Annotated in this window: 16 protein-coding genes and 1 tRNA gene; 5 read left to right on the top strand and 12 right to left on the bottom strand. The window is 64.7% G+C overall.

Translation table 11 applies throughout. The features are described from left to right. Window positions 1–132: 132 nt before the first annotated feature. Entirely contained in the window at window positions 133–531 is a 399-nt protein-coding gene (locus KHO22_RS13540) for a phage major capsid protein (protein WP_211947902.1), read from the top strand. 111 nt (window positions 532–642) lie between these two features. Here the strand turns inward: KHO22_RS13540 and KHO22_RS13545 are convergent, their stop codons facing one another. The 6 genes from KHO22_RS13545 to pepN form a co-directional block, all read right to left on the bottom strand. Further along, on the bottom strand, window positions 643–1,398 hold the full coding sequence (locus KHO22_RS13545; protein ID WP_211947667.1) for a hypothetical protein: 756 nt from the start codon (window positions 1,396–1,398) through the stop codon (window positions 643–645). 70 nt (window positions 1,399–1,468) lie between these two features. After that, complete coding sequence (locus KHO22_RS13550; RefSeq protein WP_211947668.1) at window positions 1,469–1,633, bottom strand: hypothetical protein; 165 nt, start codon at window positions 1,631–1,633, stop codon at window positions 1,469–1,471. Window positions 1,634–1,695: 62 nt separating this feature from the next. Continuing rightward, window positions 1,696–2,094: a hypothetical protein gene (locus tag KHO22_RS13555; protein WP_211947669.1), complete on the bottom strand. Its 399-nt coding sequence runs from the start codon at window positions 2,092–2,094 to the stop codon at window positions 1,696–1,698. A gap of 340 nt (window positions 2,095–2,434) precedes the next feature. Next, window positions 2,435–2,510, bottom strand: a tRNA-Thr gene (locus KHO22_RS13560). Between the two features lie 173 nt (window positions 2,511–2,683). Next, window positions 2,684–3,706 carry a class 1 fructose-bisphosphatase gene (locus KHO22_RS13565; RefSeq protein ID WP_211947670.1) on the bottom strand — a complete coding sequence of 341 codons (1,023 nt, stop codon included), beginning with the start codon at window positions 3,704–3,706 and terminating at the stop codon, window positions 2,684–2,686. 77 nt (window positions 3,707–3,783) lie between these two features. Then, complete coding sequence (gene pepN / locus KHO22_RS13570) at window positions 3,784–6,483, bottom strand: aminopeptidase N (RefSeq protein WP_211947671.1); 2,700 nt, start codon at window positions 6,481–6,483, stop codon at window positions 3,784–3,786. A 168-nt stretch (window positions 6,484–6,651) separates the two neighbouring features. On the opposite strand from pepN, the gene KHO22_RS13575 reads away from it, so the two are divergent. Then, a complete protein-coding gene (locus tag KHO22_RS13575) occupies window positions 6,652–7,380 on the top strand; it encodes a DUF4136 domain-containing protein (protein WP_420839601.1) in 729 nt (242 codons plus the stop codon). 267 nt (window positions 7,381–7,647) lie between these two features. Then, window positions 7,648–9,975, top strand: coding sequence for an NADP-dependent malic enzyme (locus KHO22_RS13580; RefSeq protein ID WP_211947672.1), 2,328 nt, complete (start codon window positions 7,648–7,650; stop codon window positions 9,973–9,975). 100 nt (window positions 9,976–10,075) lie between these two features. On the opposite strand, the gene KHO22_RS13585 is transcribed toward KHO22_RS13580, so the two are convergent. The 6 genes from KHO22_RS13585 to KHO22_RS13610 all read right to left on the bottom strand — a co-directional run bounded on the left by KHO22_RS13585 (window position 10,076) and on the right by KHO22_RS13610 (window position 15,688). Then, window positions 10,076–10,321 (bottom strand): hypothetical protein, encoded by a 246-nt coding sequence (locus KHO22_RS13585; protein ID WP_211947673.1) that lies wholly within the window; start codon window positions 10,319–10,321, stop codon window positions 10,076–10,078. Window positions 10,322–10,572: 251 nt separating this feature from the next. After that, window positions 10,573–11,640, bottom strand: coding sequence for a porin (locus KHO22_RS13590; protein WP_211947674.1), 1,068 nt, complete (start codon window positions 11,638–11,640; stop codon window positions 10,573–10,575). 200 nt (window positions 11,641–11,840) lie between these two features. Beyond that, window positions 11,841–12,359 carry a 2-oxo-4-hydroxy-4-carboxy-5-ureidoimidazoline decarboxylase gene (uraD, locus tag KHO22_RS13595; protein ID WP_211947675.1) on the bottom strand — a complete coding sequence of 173 codons (519 nt, stop codon included), beginning with the start codon at window positions 12,357–12,359 and terminating at the stop codon, window positions 11,841–11,843. Beyond that, the gene (gene puuE, locus KHO22_RS13600) at window positions 12,356–13,306 is read right to left on the bottom strand and encodes an allantoinase PuuE (RefSeq protein ID WP_211947676.1); all 951 of its coding nucleotides are present in this window, start codon (window positions 13,304–13,306) and stop codon (window positions 12,356–12,358) included. Before puuE ends, uraD begins: the two co-directional genes overlap by 4 nt. Before the next feature lie 78 nt (window positions 13,307–13,384). Continuing rightward, complete coding sequence (locus tag KHO22_RS13605) at window positions 13,385–14,791, bottom strand: nucleobase:cation symporter-2 family protein (RefSeq protein ID WP_211947677.1); 1,407 nt, start codon at window positions 14,789–14,791, stop codon at window positions 13,385–13,387. Window positions 14,792–14,938: 147 nt separating this feature from the next. Continuing rightward, window positions 14,939–15,688: a GntR family transcriptional regulator gene (locus KHO22_RS13610; RefSeq protein WP_211947678.1), complete on the bottom strand. Its 750-nt coding sequence runs from the start codon at window positions 15,686–15,688 to the stop codon at window positions 14,939–14,941. A gap of 339 nt (window positions 15,689–16,027) precedes the next feature. Here KHO22_RS13610 and uraH point away from each other — a divergent pair, with 339 nt between their 5' ends. Together uraH and KHO22_RS13620 are read left to right on the top strand one after the other, a co-directional pair. Further along, on the top strand, window positions 16,028–16,381 hold the full coding sequence (gene uraH / locus KHO22_RS13615) for a hydroxyisourate hydrolase (RefSeq protein ID WP_211947679.1): 354 nt from the start codon (window positions 16,028–16,030) through the stop codon (window positions 16,379–16,381). A 30-nt stretch (window positions 16,382–16,411) separates the two neighbouring features. Beyond that, the gene (locus tag KHO22_RS13620; protein WP_211947680.1) at window positions 16,412–17,623 is read left to right on the top strand and encodes a urate hydroxylase PuuD; all 1,212 of its coding nucleotides are present in this window, start codon (window positions 16,412–16,414) and stop codon (window positions 17,621–17,623) included. Window positions 17,624–17,930: the final 307 nt, after the last annotated feature.

Genomic DNA, 17,930 nt, shown 5'->3' on the forward strand with positions numbered 1-17,930 from the left:
GTCACGCTCAATCCGGAGCGCGAGATTGCCGTGCCCTCCGGTATCAAGCCAGGCGCCGAAAACCAGCGTTTGGCTGCATGAATGAGGCGACATCTACATTGACGCGCGCCGCTACCCGTCGGGACGACGCCGATCGATGCCGTCCTGGCGGTCGCTGGCGAACTGGAAGACGCGGGATTTACGCCGTCCGTCGTGCTGCTGAACACGGCCGACTGGCGCGCGATTCGGGGCGCGAAGGACGACGTGGGCGACTACCTGATGCCAGGGGCGCCGGCCGGTCAAACGGCCGAAATCGTCTGGAATCTTCGCGTCGCGTCGCTGGCAAGCATGCCGGCGGGATCGTTCGTCGTGCTGGACGGCGGCTTCGTTGCGCTGCTGGACCGCATGCAAGCGTCGGTCGAAATTTCGCGAGAGGACGCCGACAACTTCACGAAGAACCTTGTCACGATCCTGATCGAAGAACGCGTCGGAACGCTGGTGCAAGACCTGAACGCGATGCGCAAGGGGACGTTCCCTGCGCCGGTCGCATGACTGCAAAGGCGAAGTAATGCGCCTATAGTGATCGAGCGATAGTGAAGGCGGCCGGCTTAGTCCACCGGCATTGATCCCCGGCGTTTCGCTTCGGCGCCGGGGTTTTCTTACTTATGGGCCTACCGCAACACGCTTGATTCGCTCAAAAGACTCGAACAATTCCGATCTTTGGGAACTTTGCAAGTCCCGATAGGCGACTACGTCCGTCGCCAATCCGAGTTCAGTCCGCATGGCGATCAATGCAGTAGCTTGCGCATCCTGTAGCTTTGGTAGGTTCCTTTGCATTAGACCCTGTACTGCGTTTAGGTATTCCGCGTTGTGCTGCTGCATGGCTTGTGGGTCTGACACGGCGGCGCGAAAACGCATCGTAAGGGTTCGTAGCATGGTAACTTCATGCAGGAATAACCCGAAGGCCGTTCCGAATGTAAGGCATGCCCGCGTCGTCTCGTCGGAACCTACTAGTTGAACACCAGCCATTTTCGTAGACACAGCGGCAGCGGCTTGGCCGATTTCCGAGTCTGGTCTATTGATATCAACGGCCGATCCGATTATGTAGAGCGATTGAGCGACCGATTCTAGAGCCGGAAAAAAAACTTCACGGCGAAGTTGCATCAGCCGCGCATCTTTGTCCCGCTGAGATTCATATGCGATCTGACCCGTGCGCTTCCTTTCGTCGTGCTCGTGGTCCTGGCGTTGCTTCCGTTCATCATGCTGATGTTGCTGGCCTTGCAATCGGTGGGCATTCCATGCTGTAAGCAACGAATTTGTGAATGTGACAAGGCCGGTAATGAGCGCCCCAAGGATTGTTCCGGCCAGGGCGATTATTTCCTTCGGTGCGGATTGATACCACGCGATAAGGTCTTCCATATCAGACGATTAAGGTTTCTGTAGGGGATGCTTTCATAAACTGTGTAAACCAATCTACCGTGCCAACTGGTCACGTTGGCCGATTTTCTCTGCATGCGTCCAGAAATTCGCCATAGCTGAACCCTTCGGATTGGGCCGTTTTCAGGAAGTTGCTGAATATGTCTTGTTGCAAGCGTTCGTACTTGGCGTCGCGCGGCGGGATGCCATTCAACGGTGGAAGGTTGTCTGCTGACATGCAAAGCCATAGTCCGAACCAATACCCGCGCGCCAACTCTCGCAGTCGTTCATCTCGGCCAGTCATTCGAGTTCGATCCTGTATCGCTGGCCGTCCCAGTGCGTGACCTTGCCGACCAGAATGCGAGCGCCGTCTCGCAACAGTTCAAACGTGTGGCGGCGTGGTCCGACCTTCAGCGCGAGGAAGACATGCACCGGCAAGCCTTCGTCGCGCGCGACCGTCAAGTCGTAGGCGAATTGCTGGCCCTGTTCGGACTTTTCCCAGGTGCCCCACTTGCGCAAGTCGTCGTCGACGACCCGGAAGCCGGAATCCGGCGCGAACTGCGTTTCGAAGGCCGCCAGGACGAAGACCCGCGTGCCGGTCTTCGGATCGGTGCCGATGAGGCCCCCGACTTCGTGTTCGCAGGGCGGAAGATCGGTCCTGCCGTAACGGGCAAACGCGGATCGGTATGTGTCGGGCATTGCGGGAAGCGGTCGGAAAAGATGCGGCAATCATAGCGCGCGCGGCGCCGCCGACGCCGAAAGCCGGCCGACCCGAATAGCGGCCCCACAAGCCGCGATCCCGCCGGGTCGCTACCTGACAGCGACCGGCCAGCGTTCGTTTACCCTGGCGCCGATTCGCCGCTCTGGCGCGCCAAGGCGACCGCGCCATCGTCCGATGCGCAACGCCAGAAATGCAAAAAGCCGCCTCATTGGGCGGCCTTTCTTGCGGGATTTCGGCAGATTTTGTCCACCAGGTGTCCACGGCTTCGGGTTGCTGTCGAGCATTTCTATCGAATCGCCCGTAACCCCTTGATTCTTATGGTGCCGAAGAGAGGAATCGAACCCCCGACCTTCTCATTACGAATGAGCTGCTCTACCGACTGAGCTACTTCGGCAACACGTCCAGGTGAACTGGAACAGCCCGCAATAATAGCAGCGCTCTTACCTCACTGCAAATATTTTTTGTGTCGGGCCCGTCATCCATGATCGGGCGGGGCGACGCCGGCAGCGGGAAAGCAAGCAGGGCGTCCGCAGGCGCCCTGTCAGGGAGCGGGGTGATGCCCTCGCGTCAGCCTTGCTGCTGGGCCGCCGCTTCGTGGTGGTAGCGCGTGACGCGCTCCACTTCGTTCTTCGACCCGAGGATCACCGACACGCGCTGGTGCAGTTTTTCGGGCTGCACGTCCAGAATGCGGATCTCGCCGTTGGTGGCGGCGCCGCCGGCCTGCTCGACCAGCATCGCCATCGGATTGGCTTCATACATCAGGCGCAGCTTGCCGGCCTTCTGGGGCTCGCGCTTGTCCCACGGGTACATGAAGACGCCGCCGCGCGTGAGGATACGGTGCACGTCGGCGACCATGGAGGCGATCCAGCGCATGTTGAAATTCTTGCCGCGCGGGCCTTCGTCGCCGGCCAGGCATTCGTCGATGTACTTGCGCACCGGCGGGGCCCAGTGGCGCATGTTGGACATGTTGATGGCGAATTCCTTGGTGTCTTCGGGAATCTGCACATCGGACTGCGTCAGGATGAAGCTGCCGGCTTCGCGGTCCAGCGTGAATACGTGCACGCCGTTGCCGACGGTCAGCACCAGCGTGGTCTGCGGGCCGTACACGGCGTAGCCGGCGGCGACCTGGTGGGTGCCGGGCTGCAGGAAGTCGGCCTCGGTCACGGTCTGGCCCGGCTTGGGCATGTGCAGCACGGAGAAGATGGTGCCGATCGACACGTTGACGTCGATGTTGGACGAACCGTCGAGCGGGTCGAACATCAGCAGGTATTCGCCCTTCGGATAGCGATTGGGAATCTCGTAGAACGATTCCATTTCTTCCGATGCCATGGCGGCGAGGTGGCCGCCCCATTCGTTGGCGTCGAGCAGCACTTCATTGGCGATCACGTCCAGCTTCTGCTGGGTTTCGCCCTGCACGTTGCCGGTGCCGGCCGAGCCGAGCACGCCGGCCAGCGCGCCCTTGTTGACGGAGTTGGAAATGGCCTTGCAGGCGCGCGCCACCACTTCGATCAGCAGCCGCAGTTCGGGCTGGATCGTGTTGTGCTTGCGCTGCTCTTCGACCAGGTATCGGGTCAGGCTGATGCGGGTCATGATGGTTCTCCTTGGATGGCCGCAATTCTACATGTGCCGCGAGGGCCGGCGCCGCGCCGGGACCGGCCCCCCGGGCATCAGGCGGCCAGCGATTTGCCGACGATCTCGCGCACGTCGCGCGACAGCGACGCCGATGCCGACACGCGTTCCAGCTCTGCGCGCATGCGCTCGCGCAAGGCCGGCTCGTACTTCTGCCAGCGGTCCATGACGCGCGCCAGGCGCGCCGCGACCTGCGGGTTGATCGTATCGAGCGCCAGCACCTGGTCGGCCCAGAAGCGGTAGCCGGAGCCGTCCGCCGCGTGGAACTGCGCGGGGTTGCCCGAGCAGAAGCTGAAGATCAGCGAGCGGGCGCGGTTCGGGTTGCGCAGGTTGAAGGCCGGGTGTTCCATCAGCGCACGCACCGTGTCGATGGTGCGCTTGCCGGCGTGCGGGCCGACCTCGCCGCGCTGCATGCCCTGCAGCGAGAACCACTTGTCGATGACCAGCGCATCGTCCTCGAAGCGCTCGTAGAAGTCGGCCAGCGCGGCCTCGCGGCCCGGGGCGAAGCTGTTGACCAGCGCCGCCAGTGCGGCAAAGCGGTCAGTCATGTTGTCGGCTTTCAGGTACTGCTCGCCGGCAAGCTGCAGCATCGCGTCGCTGCCGCTCTCGACCAGGTAGCCCAGCGCAAGGTTGCGCAGCGCGCGGCGCGAGGCCGAGTCGGGGTCCGGGCTGTAGGCGCCGGGCGTGGCGTTGGATTCGTAGGCCGCGAGCCAGTCGGCCTGCAGCGCATGGGCCAGGCCCGCGCGCATGAACTGGCGCGCCTGGTGGATCGCGGCCGGATCGGCCACGCCCATGCGCTCGGCCAGGTAAGCCTCGGCCGGCAGCACCAGTGCCTGCTCGCGGAACGCGGGGCTCAGGCGGTCGTCATTGAGCACGGTGCGCATGGCACTGATCAGCGCGGGGTCGAGTTTCAGGTCGCGGCCGGCCTGCACGTCGGCCACGAGCTGCAGCAGCGCGCGCGTGGCCAGGCGCTGGCCGGCTTCCCAGCGGTTGAATGCGTCGCTGTCATGGGCCAGCAGGAACGTGAGCTGGGCATCGGAGTACTCGGCATCGACGATCACCGGCGCCGAGAAGTTGCGCAGCAGGGAGGGCAGCGGTGCCGCGGCGCCCTGCGGCAGGTTGATGAAGCGGAAGGTCTGTTCGGCCTGCGTGAAATCCAGCACGCGCGTGGTGCCTGCGGCCGCGGCCTCGCCTTCGAGCTGCAGCGGCAGGTCGTGCCCATCGGCACCGAGCAGGCCGATCGCGAACGGAATATGGAAGGGCTGCTTCTCGGGCGAGCCGGCGCGCGTTTCGATGCCGACCTTCGGGCAGCGTTGCGACAAGGTCAGCGTCAGGCTGCCGTCGCCGGCGTTCCACGCCGTGCGCACGGTGACCACCGGCGTGCCGGCCTGGCTGTACCAGAGGCCGAACTGCGCGAGGTCGCGCCCGTTGGCATCCGCCATCGCGGCACGGAAATCATCGCAGGCGACGGCCTGGCCGTCGTGGCGCCGGAAATACAGGTCCATGCCCTTGCGGAAGCCTTCGCGGCCCAGCAGGGTCTGGTACATGCGCACGACTTCGGCGCCTTTTTCGTACACCGTGACGGTGTAGAAGTTGTTGATTTCCTCATAGCTGTCCGGGCGCACCGGGTGCGCCATGGGTCCGGCGTCTTCGGGGAACTGCACCTGGCGCAGCACGCGCACGTCTTCAATGCGCTTGACCGCGCGGCCCGATTCCGAGCCCATCATGTCGGCCGAGAATTCCTGGTCGCGGAACACGGTCAGGCCTTCCTTGAGCGAGAGCTGGAACCAGTCGCGGCAGGTGACGCGGTTGCCGGTCCAGTTGTGGAAGTACTCATGGCCGACCACGGCTTCGATATTGGCGAAGTCGACATCGGTGGCGGTCTGCGCATTGGCCAGCACGTACTTCGTGTTGAAGATGTTCAGGCCCTTGTTCTCCATCGCGCCCATGTTGAAGTCGCCGACGGCGACGATCATGAAGCGGTCCAGGTCGAGTTCCAGCCCGAAGCGCCGCTCGTCCCAGCGGATCGCATGGATCAGCGAATCCATGGCGTGGCGGGTCTTGTCGAGGTCGCGCGCCTCGACCCAGACCTGCAGCAGCTTGTCCTTGCCGGAGGCGGACTGGATGCGTTCCTCGATGCATTCGAGCTTGCCCGCCACCAGCGCGAACAGGTACGACGGCTTGCGGAACGGGTCTTCCCACACGGCCTCGTGGCGGCCGTCCGGCAGTTCACTTTCGCTGACAAGGTTGCCGTTGGACAGCAGCACCGGGCAGGCCGCGCGGTCGGCGCGCAGCGTCACGCGGTAGGTGGCCATCACGTCGGGGCGGTCCAGGAAATACGTGATACGGCGGAAGCCCTCGGCCTCGCACTGCGTGAAGAAGTTGCCGTTCGAGACATAGAGCCCCGACAGCGAGGTATTGGCCGCCGGCTGGCAGGCCGCGGTGATTTCCAGCGTGCCCTGCGCGGGCAGGCCGGGCAAGGTCAGCGTGCCCGCCTGCTGGGAGGCGTTGGCCACGGGTTTGCCATCCACGCTCACGCCGATCAGTTCGAGATCTTCGCCGGCCAGCACCAGCGGCGCGTCGGCAGCCGCGGCCGCATGGCGCGCGAAGCGCAGCGTGCTGGTCACGACGGTGCGTTGCGGGTCCAGGTCCAGCACCAGTTCGACGTGGTCGATGGTGAAGGCGGGCGGGGTATAGTCCTTGCGATAGACGGTAACGGGCGTATCGGTGCGCGGCATGGGGAATCCTGTCTTCGGAAGACCGTGAAAGCGGGGCGTGCCGGCCCGCGGGGTGGAGCACGGCGTTGAAGTAATCATTGTAGCCAAGGGGTAGACCGCACGGCTTGGCGGAATTCCGGCACATCGGCGTGGTCTCAGAGACACGTCAACAACAAGAGAGGCATCGACATGTGGCAACAGGCAGGCCGTGGCACGGGCGGTCACCGCATTGACGCGAACGGGAGGTGGCGCAGGCTGGCCGCGTGGCTGGCGCTGGCCGGCGCCGTGCTGCTGACGGGGTGCGCGAGCACGGTGGTGACCGATGTCACGGCTTTCCGGCAGCCGGGCTGGCAGAACGATGCGCCGCGCACCTACAGCTTCGAGCACACGCCCGAGCAGGCGGCCCAGCTCGAGCGCCAGACCTATGAGCAGTGGCTGGCCGGCGCGCTGGCCGGGGTCGGCTTCGAGCAGGTGCCCGAGAAGCAGGCGCGCTACCGGGTCAGCATGGAGTACAACGCGGCGCCAGGCATGGTTCGGGTGGCCGAGACGGTCTACCCCGACCCATGGTATGGCCCGTGGGGGCCGTACTGGGGCCCCTACGGTTTCTCCCGCCCTTGGGGCCCGTGGGGCTGGCCCGGCTATTGGCCGCCGCCCCAGACCGTCGTCCGCGACGTGCCGGTGACCTTCGCCAGCCTGAACGTCTATTTCAAGGATGCCGCGACCGGCCGGCGTGTCTACCAGGTGAGCGCCCAGAACCAGACCGAGAACGGCAACCCGGCGGCGATGATGCCGTACCTGATCCGCAGTGCCTTCACCGAGTTTCCCGCCGAGAGCGGCCGGCCCCGACGCGTGACCTTGCCGGTCGATGAGGGCACGACCGCGGCGGCCCCGGCGGATGCAAAACCGGCCCCGAAGTAGCGTCGGCGAAGCATATACATTGGCGTGCCATTGCATACGCGTTGGTAAAAGCAGTTTTGCTGCGATATTCGGCCGAAAACGCGACCGAACGGTCGAAACGGGTGGGTTCGGCGCCGCAACCGTGGGCTAGAATAGCTGCTCGATTTTCTGGCCCCACATCGCCGGAACCCGTCAGGATGCTGCCCCTCGCTGCCGGCCATCGTGCCCGCTGCGTTCATGGCGGGATGCGCGCGGGCGCTGGTGCCGGGCCATTTTCCGGACGAGCCAATGAGCAGCAAGACCAGCGGTGACGCACCGCAACATGCCCCGAACAGTCCTGAAGCGCAATTGCGCCTGGCTGCGCTGGAATACCACCGCAGCCCGACCAGGGGCAAGATCCAGGTAACCGCCACCAAGGCGCTGTCCAACCAGCGCGACCTGTCGCTGGCGTATTCGCCGGGCGTGGCCTATGCCTGCGAGGAAATTGCCAAGGATCCGTCGACCGCTGCCGAGTACACCTCGCGCGCCAACCTGGTGGCCGTGGTCACCAACGGTACGGCCGTGCTGGGCCTGGGCGACATCGGTCCGCTGGCCGGCAAGCCGGTCATGGAGGGCAAGGGCTGCCTGTTCAAGAAGTTCGCCGGCATCGACGTGTTCGACATCGAGCTCGACGCGCGCGACCCGGACAAGATCGTCGAGATCGTCGCCGCGCTGGAACCCACGCTGGGCGGCGTGAACCTCGAAGACATCAAGGCGCCGGAATGCTTCTATATCGAGCAGAAGCTGCGCGAGCGCATGAACATTCCCGTCTTCCATGATGACCAGCACGGCACGGCCATCATCTCGACCGCGGCGCTGCTCAATGGCCTGAAGGTGGTCGGCAAGGACGTCGCCAAGGTGAAGCTGGCCGTGTCGGGCGCCGGCGCCGCGGCCATCGCCTGCCTGGACACCATGGTGAGCCTGGGCGTGAAGCGCGAGAACATTTCGGTGGTGGACTCGAAGGGCGTGATCTATGTCGGCCGCGACGCCAACATGGAAGCCAACAAGGCCCGCTACGCGCAGGACACCTCGGCCCGCACGCTGGCCGACATCGTCAAGGACGCGGACGTGTTCCTGGGCTGCTCCACCGCCGGCGTGCTGACCGCCGAGATGGTCAAGACCATGGCCGACAAGCCGATCATTCTGGCGCTGGCCAACCCCGAGCCGGAAATCCGCCCGGAAGTGGCCAAGGCCGCGCGCCCGGACTGCATCATCGCCACGGGCCGTTCGGACTACCCGAACCAGGTCAACAACGTGCTGTGCTTCCCGTACATCTTCCGCGGCGCGCTCGACTGCGGCGCGACCAAGATCACGGAAGCGATGAAGCTGGCCTGCGTGAAGGCGATCGCCGAGCTGGCCGAAGCGGAACTCAACGACGCCGTCGCCGCTGCCTACGGCGGCCGTGAACTGAAGTTCGGCCCCGACTACATCATCCCGACGCCGTTCGACCAGCGCCTGATCGAGAAGATCGCGCCGGCCGTGGCCAAGGCCGCCGAGGAGTCCGGCGTGGCCACGCGTCCGATCCAGGACCTGGACGCGTATCGCCAGCAGCTGTCGACCTACGTGTACCACACCGGCATGATCATGAAGCCGGTGTTCTCGGCCGCCAAGGCATCGCCCAAGCGCGTCGCCTACGCCGAGGGCGAGGAAGAGCGCGTGCTGCGCGCGGTGCAGGGCGTGGTCGACGAAGGCCTGGCGCGCCCGATCCTGATCGGCCGTCCGCACGTGATCCAGATGCGTATCGAGAAGGCCGGCCTGCGCCTGCGCGCCGGTGTCGATTTCGAGCTGATCAATCCGGAAGACGATCCGCGCTACCGCGCCTACCACGAGGCGTACCACGCCCTGCGCGGCCGCGACGGCGTCACGCCCGACATGGCAAAGGTGGCGCTGCGCCGCTCCAACACGCTGATCGGCACGATGCTCGTGCACATGGGCGATGCCGATGCACTGCTGTGCGGCACCGTGGGCCGTTTCGAGGCGCACCTGGAACACGTGCGCGACGTGATCGGCCTGGCGCCCGGCGCCAAGGTGTTTGCCGCGCTGAACGCGCTGATGCTCGAGAAGCACACGCTGTTCATCACCGACGCCTTCGTCAATGACGACCCGACCGCCGAAGAACTGGCCGCGATCACGCAACTGGCGGCGGAAGAAATCCGCCGCTTCGGCCTGCACCCGAAGGTGGCGCTGATGTCGCACTCGATGTTCGGTTCGTCGACGCGTCCGTCCGCGCGCAAGATGCGCGAAGCGGCCGAGATCCTGGCCCGCGTGGCCCCGGAACTGGACGTCGAAGGCGAGATGCAGGGCGACGCGGCGCTGGACGAAGATGTGCGCCGCCACTTCCTGCCGTCGACGAAGCTGGCCGGCAGCGCCAACCTGCTGGTGATGCCGACGCTGGACGCGGCCAATATCGCGTTCAACCTGCTCAAGATGACGGGCGGGCAGGGCGTCACGGTGGGCCCGATCCTGCTGGGCGCGGCCAAACCCGTGCACATCCTGAACCCGCAGGCGACCACGCGCCGCATCGTCAACATGACCGCCGTCGCGGTGGCCGAGGCCAACGCCAGCGCCCTGCGCTAAGCGCGGTCGTCACACTGCCCTTGCGGGCATGAAAAAGGCCGGGTCATCGACCCGGCCTTTCTTTTGCTGTGGCGCGTCAAAGGTGCGCCGCGCCTGGTTGCTATTGCAGCACGTTGTACTGCTCGCGCATGACCACGATGATCGACCTGGCGGCCGCAAGCTGAGTGTCCAGGTTCTCGACATACTCCTGCGGGAAATTCACTTCGGCGCTCCAGTTGCAGCCGGTATGGTCCGGCTGGTGCATTCGCACCGCGTGAAGCTCACATTCGCCGCATTCGGGGTTGTTATCCAGGCACTGGTTCAGGATGGTCATCAGTTCGGAACGGGTCTTCGCATTTCGCCGCATGAGTCACCTGTCTCGCTGTGGTTGTCATAGTCCGGACAACCAATCTAGGCACCGTGGCGGCCAGCTTCCAATTGAATCCGCCTATGAAACGATGACTGACGATCCGCGAGCACTTGGCAGATTATGCGGCGCCGCAACATGGTCGCGCTTTGTCCATGCCGGATGTGATGCCGGCGCGGCAACAAAAAAGCCCGCCGGGTGGCGGGCTCAGGGCTGCTATAGGGGACGTACTAGGTGACGTCCGTCGTGCGTCAGAACTTGTGGCGCACGCCCACGCCGAAGGTGTCGCCGTGCTCGATGCCGGTGATCTTGTCGTAGTAGTACGCGGCGTACACGTCGGTGCGCTTGGACAGGTTGTAGTCGTAGGCCAGCGCAAAGGTGTTGCGCTTGAAATCGCCCAGCGAGTTGTCGGTCTTGTCGTAAGCGTACGAAGCCAGCAGGCTGCCGGCGCCGATGGGCACCGACGCGCCGAACTGGCCGTTGACGTGCTTGATGGCGCCGGACGGCGCCGTGGTGGCGCGGGTCTTGATGTACTGGCCCTGGGCAAACAGCTTGACCACATTGAAGTCATAGGACAGGCCCAGCAGGGCGGCATCCTGGCGCGACAGGCCGGCGTTGGCCAGGTCGGTCGGCACGTTGTCGAAGCGGACCTGCTGGTAGGCAACGGTGGCGGCGAACGGACCGTTGAAGTACATCACGTTGCCGCCCCACTTGTTCTTGCCGGCCGCGCCCGGCTGCTCGCCGAAGGCGTAGATGAAGTTGGCGGTCAGGCCGCCGAAGTTCGGCGTGGAGTACAGCACAGAGTTGTTCCAGCCCGAATCGCCGATGATGCCGGGGTCGACCACATTGCCGCTGGCGGCGCCGAAGTAGGTATGGAAGATTGCCGGCGAGAACACGTACGAGTCGACCAGCGGGTTGAACAGGATGGTCGAGACGAAGTACGGCGTGGTGTTGCGGCCCAGCTTGACAGTGCCGGCCGTGTCGTTCTGCAGGCCGACGAAGGCATTGCGGCTGAACATCGAGTCGCCGTTGAAGCGGCCCATGCTGCCGCTGTCGGTGCGGAAGAAGCCGTTCAGGTCGAAAATGGCCTTGGTGCCGCCGCCCAGGTCTTCGGTGCCCTTGATGCCCCAGTAGGACGTCTGCATCCCGCCCGAGTTGGCGACCCAGGCGCGCTCGCCGACGCCCGGGCTCTTGACGCCGCCAACAAACATGTCGGCCTGGCCGTACAGCGTCACGCTGGACTGGGCCATGGCCGCGCCGGAAAGAAGGGTAGCCGCTACCGCCGCCAGCTTCATTGCCGGCTTGTACTGCTTCTGCATGTTAAAGACCTCCGTGGTTTGATCCTGCTTGGAACGTTGTGTACTGGGTCCCTGTCGGGTTCTTGTTCTGGTCTTTACGCTTCTGTTCGTGCCGCCTGGTCTGGGCTCGGTTGACGGGCCCGCATCCATCGAGATCGCGGGCCGGGGTGCCGGCGGCATCGGGTACAGCGTTTTTGTTATACAGGTGGCGCTTTTTTTGTTCAGCCGGATACTAAGTCGTCAAGGCGGAACTGCGCAATGCGATGGATCTGGTTGATGCAAGTTTGCAACTCCACCTCGGGCGTGTTGTCGATGCGGCGGGCAAACTCGTTGATGATGCCGGCGCGGTCATAGCCGCGCACGGCCAGGATGAACGGGAAGCCGAACTTCTGGTTGTAGTTCGCATTGAGCGACTGCAGGCGCTCGAACTCTTCGGGCGTGCACAGGTTCAGGCCCGCGCCGCTCTGCTCGCGCGTGGACTCGGCGGTCAGTTCGCCGCGCACCGCGGCCTTGCCGGCCAGCTCAGGGTGGGCACGCACCAGCCTGACCTGCGCGTCGGTGCCGGCTTTGTCCACGGCCTTGCGCAGCGCGCCGGCGAGTTCCGCCACGTTCGCGAACGGGCGCTGCGCCGCGGCGGTTTCGGCGAACCACGGCGAGTGTTCATACAGGCCGCCCAGCACCGTCACGAATTCGGCGGTGGGCATGGCGTTGAGTTGGGCAATGGTGTAGGTCTGGCTCATGCTTTGTCGCGAGGAGTGTAGGGGTGGGTCTCGACCCAGTGGCGGGCGATATCGACACGCCGGCAGATCCACACCTTGTCGTGGCCCTGCACATAGTCGAGGAAGCGCTGCAGCGCGCGGAAGCGGCCCGGTCGGCCGAGCAGGCGGCAATGCATGCCGATCGACAGCATCTTGGGCTGGTCCAGGCCGCCGGGGTCGCCTTCGTCGTACAGCACGTCGAATGAATCCTTGAGGTACTGGAAGAACTGCTCGCCTGTGTTGAAGCCCTGCGGCGTGGCGAAGCGCATGTCGTTGGAGTCGAGCGTGTACGGCACCACCAGGTGGGGCTTGGTCTGGCCGCCGGTGACTTCCACTTCGGTCCAGAAGGGGAGGTCGTCGCCGTAGTAGTCCGAGTCGTAAAGCAGGCCACCGTGCTCCACCACCAGGCGGCGCGTATTGGGGCTGTCGCGGCCGGTGTACCAGCCGAGCGGCAGTGAGCCCGTGAGCTCCTTGATGATCTCCATGCCGATGCGCATGTGCTCGCGCTCGGTGGCTTCGTCGATGTTCTGGTAGTGGATCCAGCGCCAGCCATGGCAGGCGATCTCGTGGCCCAGCTCGACAAACGCGCGCGTGAGTTCCGGGTGGCGCTGCAGCGCCATCGACACGCCGAAGATGGTCAGCGGCAGGCCGCGGCGCTCGAACTCGCGCAGGATGCGCCAGGCGCCCGCGCGCGAGCCGTATTCGTAGATCCCCTCCATGCTCATGTGGCGGTCGGGGTAGGCCGCGGCGCCGACGATTTCGGAGAGGAACTGTTCGGACGCGGCATCGCCGTGCAGGACGCAGTTCTCGCCGCCCTCTTCGTAGTTGAGGACGAACTGCAGGGCGACGCGCGCGCCGCCGGGCCAGCGGGCGTGCGGCGGCTGGGCGCCGTAGCCGATGAGATCGCGTGGATAGTTCTGCTTTGTCATGGGTCGTATTTGCTTCAGGGAACCGGCCGCTCCCCTTTGCGGTGGAGCGGCCTGGGACTGCGGTCCCGGTTACTGCGATTACTCCGTGCCGTGCGAGTTCGCGGCGGCGTTGCGCATGGCTTCTTCGCGCGACTGGATGCCGTTGTAGAAGAGGTTCAGCGCCACGGCCACGATGGTGCCGAGCACGATCCCGCTGTGGGTGAACGGCACCGTCCACTTCGGCAGGTACTGGAAGAACGTCGGCGCCAGCGTCGGGATCATGCCGAAGCCGATCGCGATGGCGACGATGAACAGGTTGTGGCGGTTGCGGTTGAAATCGCAGCTGCCCAGGATGCGGATGCCGGTGGCGGCCACCATGCCGAACATCACGATGCCGGCGCCACCGAGCACGAACTGCGGCACCGATGCCACCACGTGGGCCATCTTCGGGAACAGGCCGAAGGCGATCAGGATGATGCCGCCGGCCGCCGCCACGTAGCGCGAGCGCACGCCGGTCACGGTCACCAGGCCGACGTTCTGCGAGAACGAGGTGTACGGGAAGGTGTTGAAGACGCCGCCAATCACCGTGCCCAGGCCATCGGCGCGCAGGCCGCGGGTCAGGTCGTCGTTGCTGAGCTTCCTGCCGGTGATGTCCGACAGCGCCAGGAACATGCCGGTCGATTCCACCAGCGTGATCAGCATGACGATGCACATCGACAGGATCGCGCTCAGTTCGAAGGTCGGGATGCCGAAGTGCAGCGGCGTGATGACGGCGACGAAGCTGGCTTCATCCAGGCCCTCGAACGAGACCTTGCCCATGCCCATGGCCACCACCGTGCCGGCGATGATGCCGAGCAGCACCGCGCAGTTCGCCACCAGGCCACGGCCGAACTTGGTCAGCAGCAGGATGATCACCAGCGTGAGCCCGGCAATGCCGAGGCTGGTCAGGTCGCCATAGGCCAGGTTGGGAACTTCCTTGACCACGCCGTCGATCACGGCGCGCGTGGTGGGCTGGCCGCCGGCGGCCCAATTGATGCCTACGCGCATCAGCGACACGCCGATCAGCGTGATCACCGTGCCGGTCACCACCGGCGGGAACAGGCCGAGCATGCGGCCCATCATCGGCGCAATCAAGATGCCGAACACCCCCGAGGCGATCACCGCGCCGTAGATGCCGAGCAGGCCGACGTTGGGATCGGTGCCGATGGCGATCATCGGCGCCACCGAGGCAAAGGTCACGCCCATCATCACGGGCATGCGGATGCCGAACTTCCAGAAGCCGAACGCCTGGATCAGCGTGGCCAGGCCGGCGGCGAACAGGTCGGCATTGATCAGGAAAGCCAGCTGGTCCTTGGGCAGCTTGAGGGCGCCACCGACGATCAGGGGGACGGCGACGGTGCCGGCATACATCACCAGCACGTGCTGCAGCCCGAGCGCGAGCAGGCGCCCGGAGGGCAAACGCTCGTTGGTCAGGTCCGTGGGGACCGTGGTGCTTGCGGAAGTCATTGGTGCGTCTCCTCTCCTTTGGTTTGATGGGAACACCGGGCGCCCGTGGCCTCCTTTTGGGACAGCGCCGCCGCCGCGTCCTTCGGGACGCTGTCATGGATGGCGCAGCCAGGCCTCGTTCGGTATGACGCCGGCGGGAACACCGTGCTAGGTGGAGCGGCCCAGCACGCTGCGAAGATCGAAGGCGCCCGGATCATCGGGCTGTACGCGGTCGGCGCAGGCGCCAAGGTGGTGCGCCATGCGCGACTGGGCCAGCGCGGCATCGCCCTGTTCCAGTGCGTCGAGGATTTCCTCGTGCTCGTCGAACGAGCACGCGTTGTTGCCGGGTGCTTCCACGCTGGCGATCATCAGCGTGGTGCGCGACACCAGCCGGCGCATCATGTTGACCAGCAGCGCGTTGCCGGACAGCTCGGCCAGCGCGGTGTGGAACTCGGCCGACAGGCGGATCCACGTAGGGCGGTCGTGCGTGAGGAAGGCCTGGCGCTCGCTGGCCACCATCTTGCGCAGCGGAGCGATCACGGTCTTCACGTCGGGCATGGCGGCGAGCTTGTCGAGCACGGCGCGTTCCATCATCTGGCGCAGCTCGAACATGTCGTGCGCCTCGTCGGTGGAGGGGCTGGCGATAAAGGCGCCGCGGTTGGGCTCCAGGTCCACCATGCCGTCGGTGGCCAGGTGCGACAGCACCTTGCGTACCGTGTGCCGTGCCGTGGCATAGATTTCGCAAAGCGAATGCTCGGTCAGCTTGGTGCGCGGCGGCAGCCGGTGTTCCATGATCGCGTCATAGATCTCGTGGTACATGCGCTCCTCGACCGAGCCCTTGCGTGCGGGCTTCTCGGATTTCTGTTCGGTCAGGGCGGCGTCGGCAACGCCGGCAATCAGCTTCAGGCTCTTGGACATCTTGGCACCAAGCGGTAGGACGGAAACAGCGGGCTGCGCCCCCTGCGGGACCACCATCTGTGGCGCCGGAAATCCCGGCTGTCAGCAAGCGGTGATCCGAAAATTGTTGACAATTATTTGGTTACGCCTTCAATATTGTCAACAAAACAGAATCAGGTTTTCGACAACTAAGGGTTACCCCCAAGTTGTCAACCGGGTGGGGGCAGGCGCATTGTCGCCACGCACCAACCCAGCGCCGGGATGCGTTAAATGACGTACCGAGCGGGCACCATACCCCACATTTGGTGCTAGTGAAGGCAGCGGCGCCCCTCACAACCCAATCGCAAAAGGACCAATACGATGGGACGCTTGACCACCCATGTTCTCGATACCGCCGCCGGCACCCCGGGCCAGGGCATGTCGATTACTCTCCATAAAATTGTCGACAATCGCCGCGAAACGCTGAAAACCGTGGTGACCAACCACGACGGCCGCTGCGACCAGCCCCTGCTGGAAGGCGCCGACCTGGCCGTCGGCGAGTACGAGCTGGAATTCGCCGCGGGCGACTACTTCCGCGCGCAAGGCGCGAAGCTTCCTGAGCCGGCGTTTCTCAACGTGGTGCCCCTGCGTTTCGGCATTGCCGACCCCAACGCGCACTACCACGTGCCGCTCCTGGTTTCTCCGTGGTCGTACTCGACCTACCGTGGCAGCTGAACGGTGGTCTAGGGAAACAGGAGACAAGACATGGAAGGCTATATCCTCGACTGGGCCAATATGCTGCTGCGGTGGGTGCACGTCATCACCGCCATCGCATGGATCGGTTCCTCGTTCTATTTCGTCTGGCTGGACAACAGCCTGACCAAGCCCCTCGCCGCCGACCTGAAGGACAAGGGCGTGGACGGCGAGCTGTGGGCCGTGCACGGCGGCGGCTTCTACAACCCGCAGAAATACCTGACCGCCCCCAAGTCGCTGCCCGAGAACCTGCACTGGTTCTACTGGGAGTCGTACTCGACCTGGATGAGCGGCTTCGCGCTTCTGGTGGTGCTGTACCTGTTCAACGCCAGCACGTTCCTGATCGACAAGAGCGTGTTCGACATGTCGCCTGGCGCGGCGGTCGGCTTCGCGGTGTCGTACCTGCTGATCGGCTGGATCGTCTATGACAGCATCTGCCGCCTGTTCGGCAAGAACGACCGTCTCGTCGGCATCCTGGTGGCGCTCTACATCGTCGCCGCGGCCTTCGTCGCCTGCCATATCTTCTCGGGCCGCGCGGCGTTCCTGCTGACCGGCGCGATGGTGGCGACGATCATGAGCGCCAACGTGCTGGTGTGGATCATCCCGGGCCAGCGCAAGGTCGTGGCGGCACTGAAGGCCGGCCAGCCGGTCGACCCGATCCACGGCAAGCGCGGCAAGCAGCGCAGCGTGCACAACACCTACTTCACGCTGCCGGTGCTGTTCGCCATGCTGTCGAACCACTACAGCATGACCTACGCCTCCAAGAACAACTGGGTGGTCCTGGTCCTGATCATGCTGGCCGGTGTGCTGATCCGCCAGTTCTTCATCCTGAAGCACAAGGGCAAGATCAATGTGCTGTGGCCCGCCGCCGGCGTTGCCGCGCTCGGCGTGGTGGCCGTGATGATCGCGCCGCAGCCGCGCCCGGTGGTGGCCGGCAACGGCGGCGCTGAAGCCGCAGCCACCGCGGTGAGCTTCACCAAGGTTCAGGAAGTGATCAACACGCGTTGCGTGCAGTGCCACGCGGAAGCGCCGAAGATGATGCCGACCGCGGCCAAGGGCATCAAGCTCGATACCGCCGAGGAGATCAAGGCGCACGCCCAGCTGATCTACCAGCAGGCCGTCCAGCAGAAGGCCATGCCGCTGGGCAATGTGACGCAGATCACGGACGACGAACGTGCGCTGTTGGGACAGTGGTTCGAAGGCGGCGCCAAGACGACCAACTGATCTTCTTCCAGCATCAGTTTTCAGCATCCGGGCTCGCCGGCGAGCGGGCCCGTGAAAACCGGGCATCGGTGATCGACGGTTCGGAGGTCGTGCGGTTCTGGCGGCCGGCAGTACCGGACCGGCGAGGGTTTGAACGGAGCTTCGGCTCCGTTTTTTTTGCGGCATCGCCGACTTGCGGGAAAGGCGGTACGGCCAAAAGCAGTCACACCTACAGCTACCACTCACCGACCGCTTTCCGGAGAACGGGTCGTTTGGACGTTCCTTGCCCGTTGAGTGACGTGAATATCCGCCGCCATTGCAGGGAAGC

It is taken from the genome of Cupriavidus yeoncheonensis, from assembly GCF_905397275.1.
Taxonomy (GTDB): domain Bacteria; phylum Pseudomonadota; class Gammaproteobacteria; order Burkholderiales; family Burkholderiaceae; genus Cupriavidus; species Cupriavidus yeoncheonensis.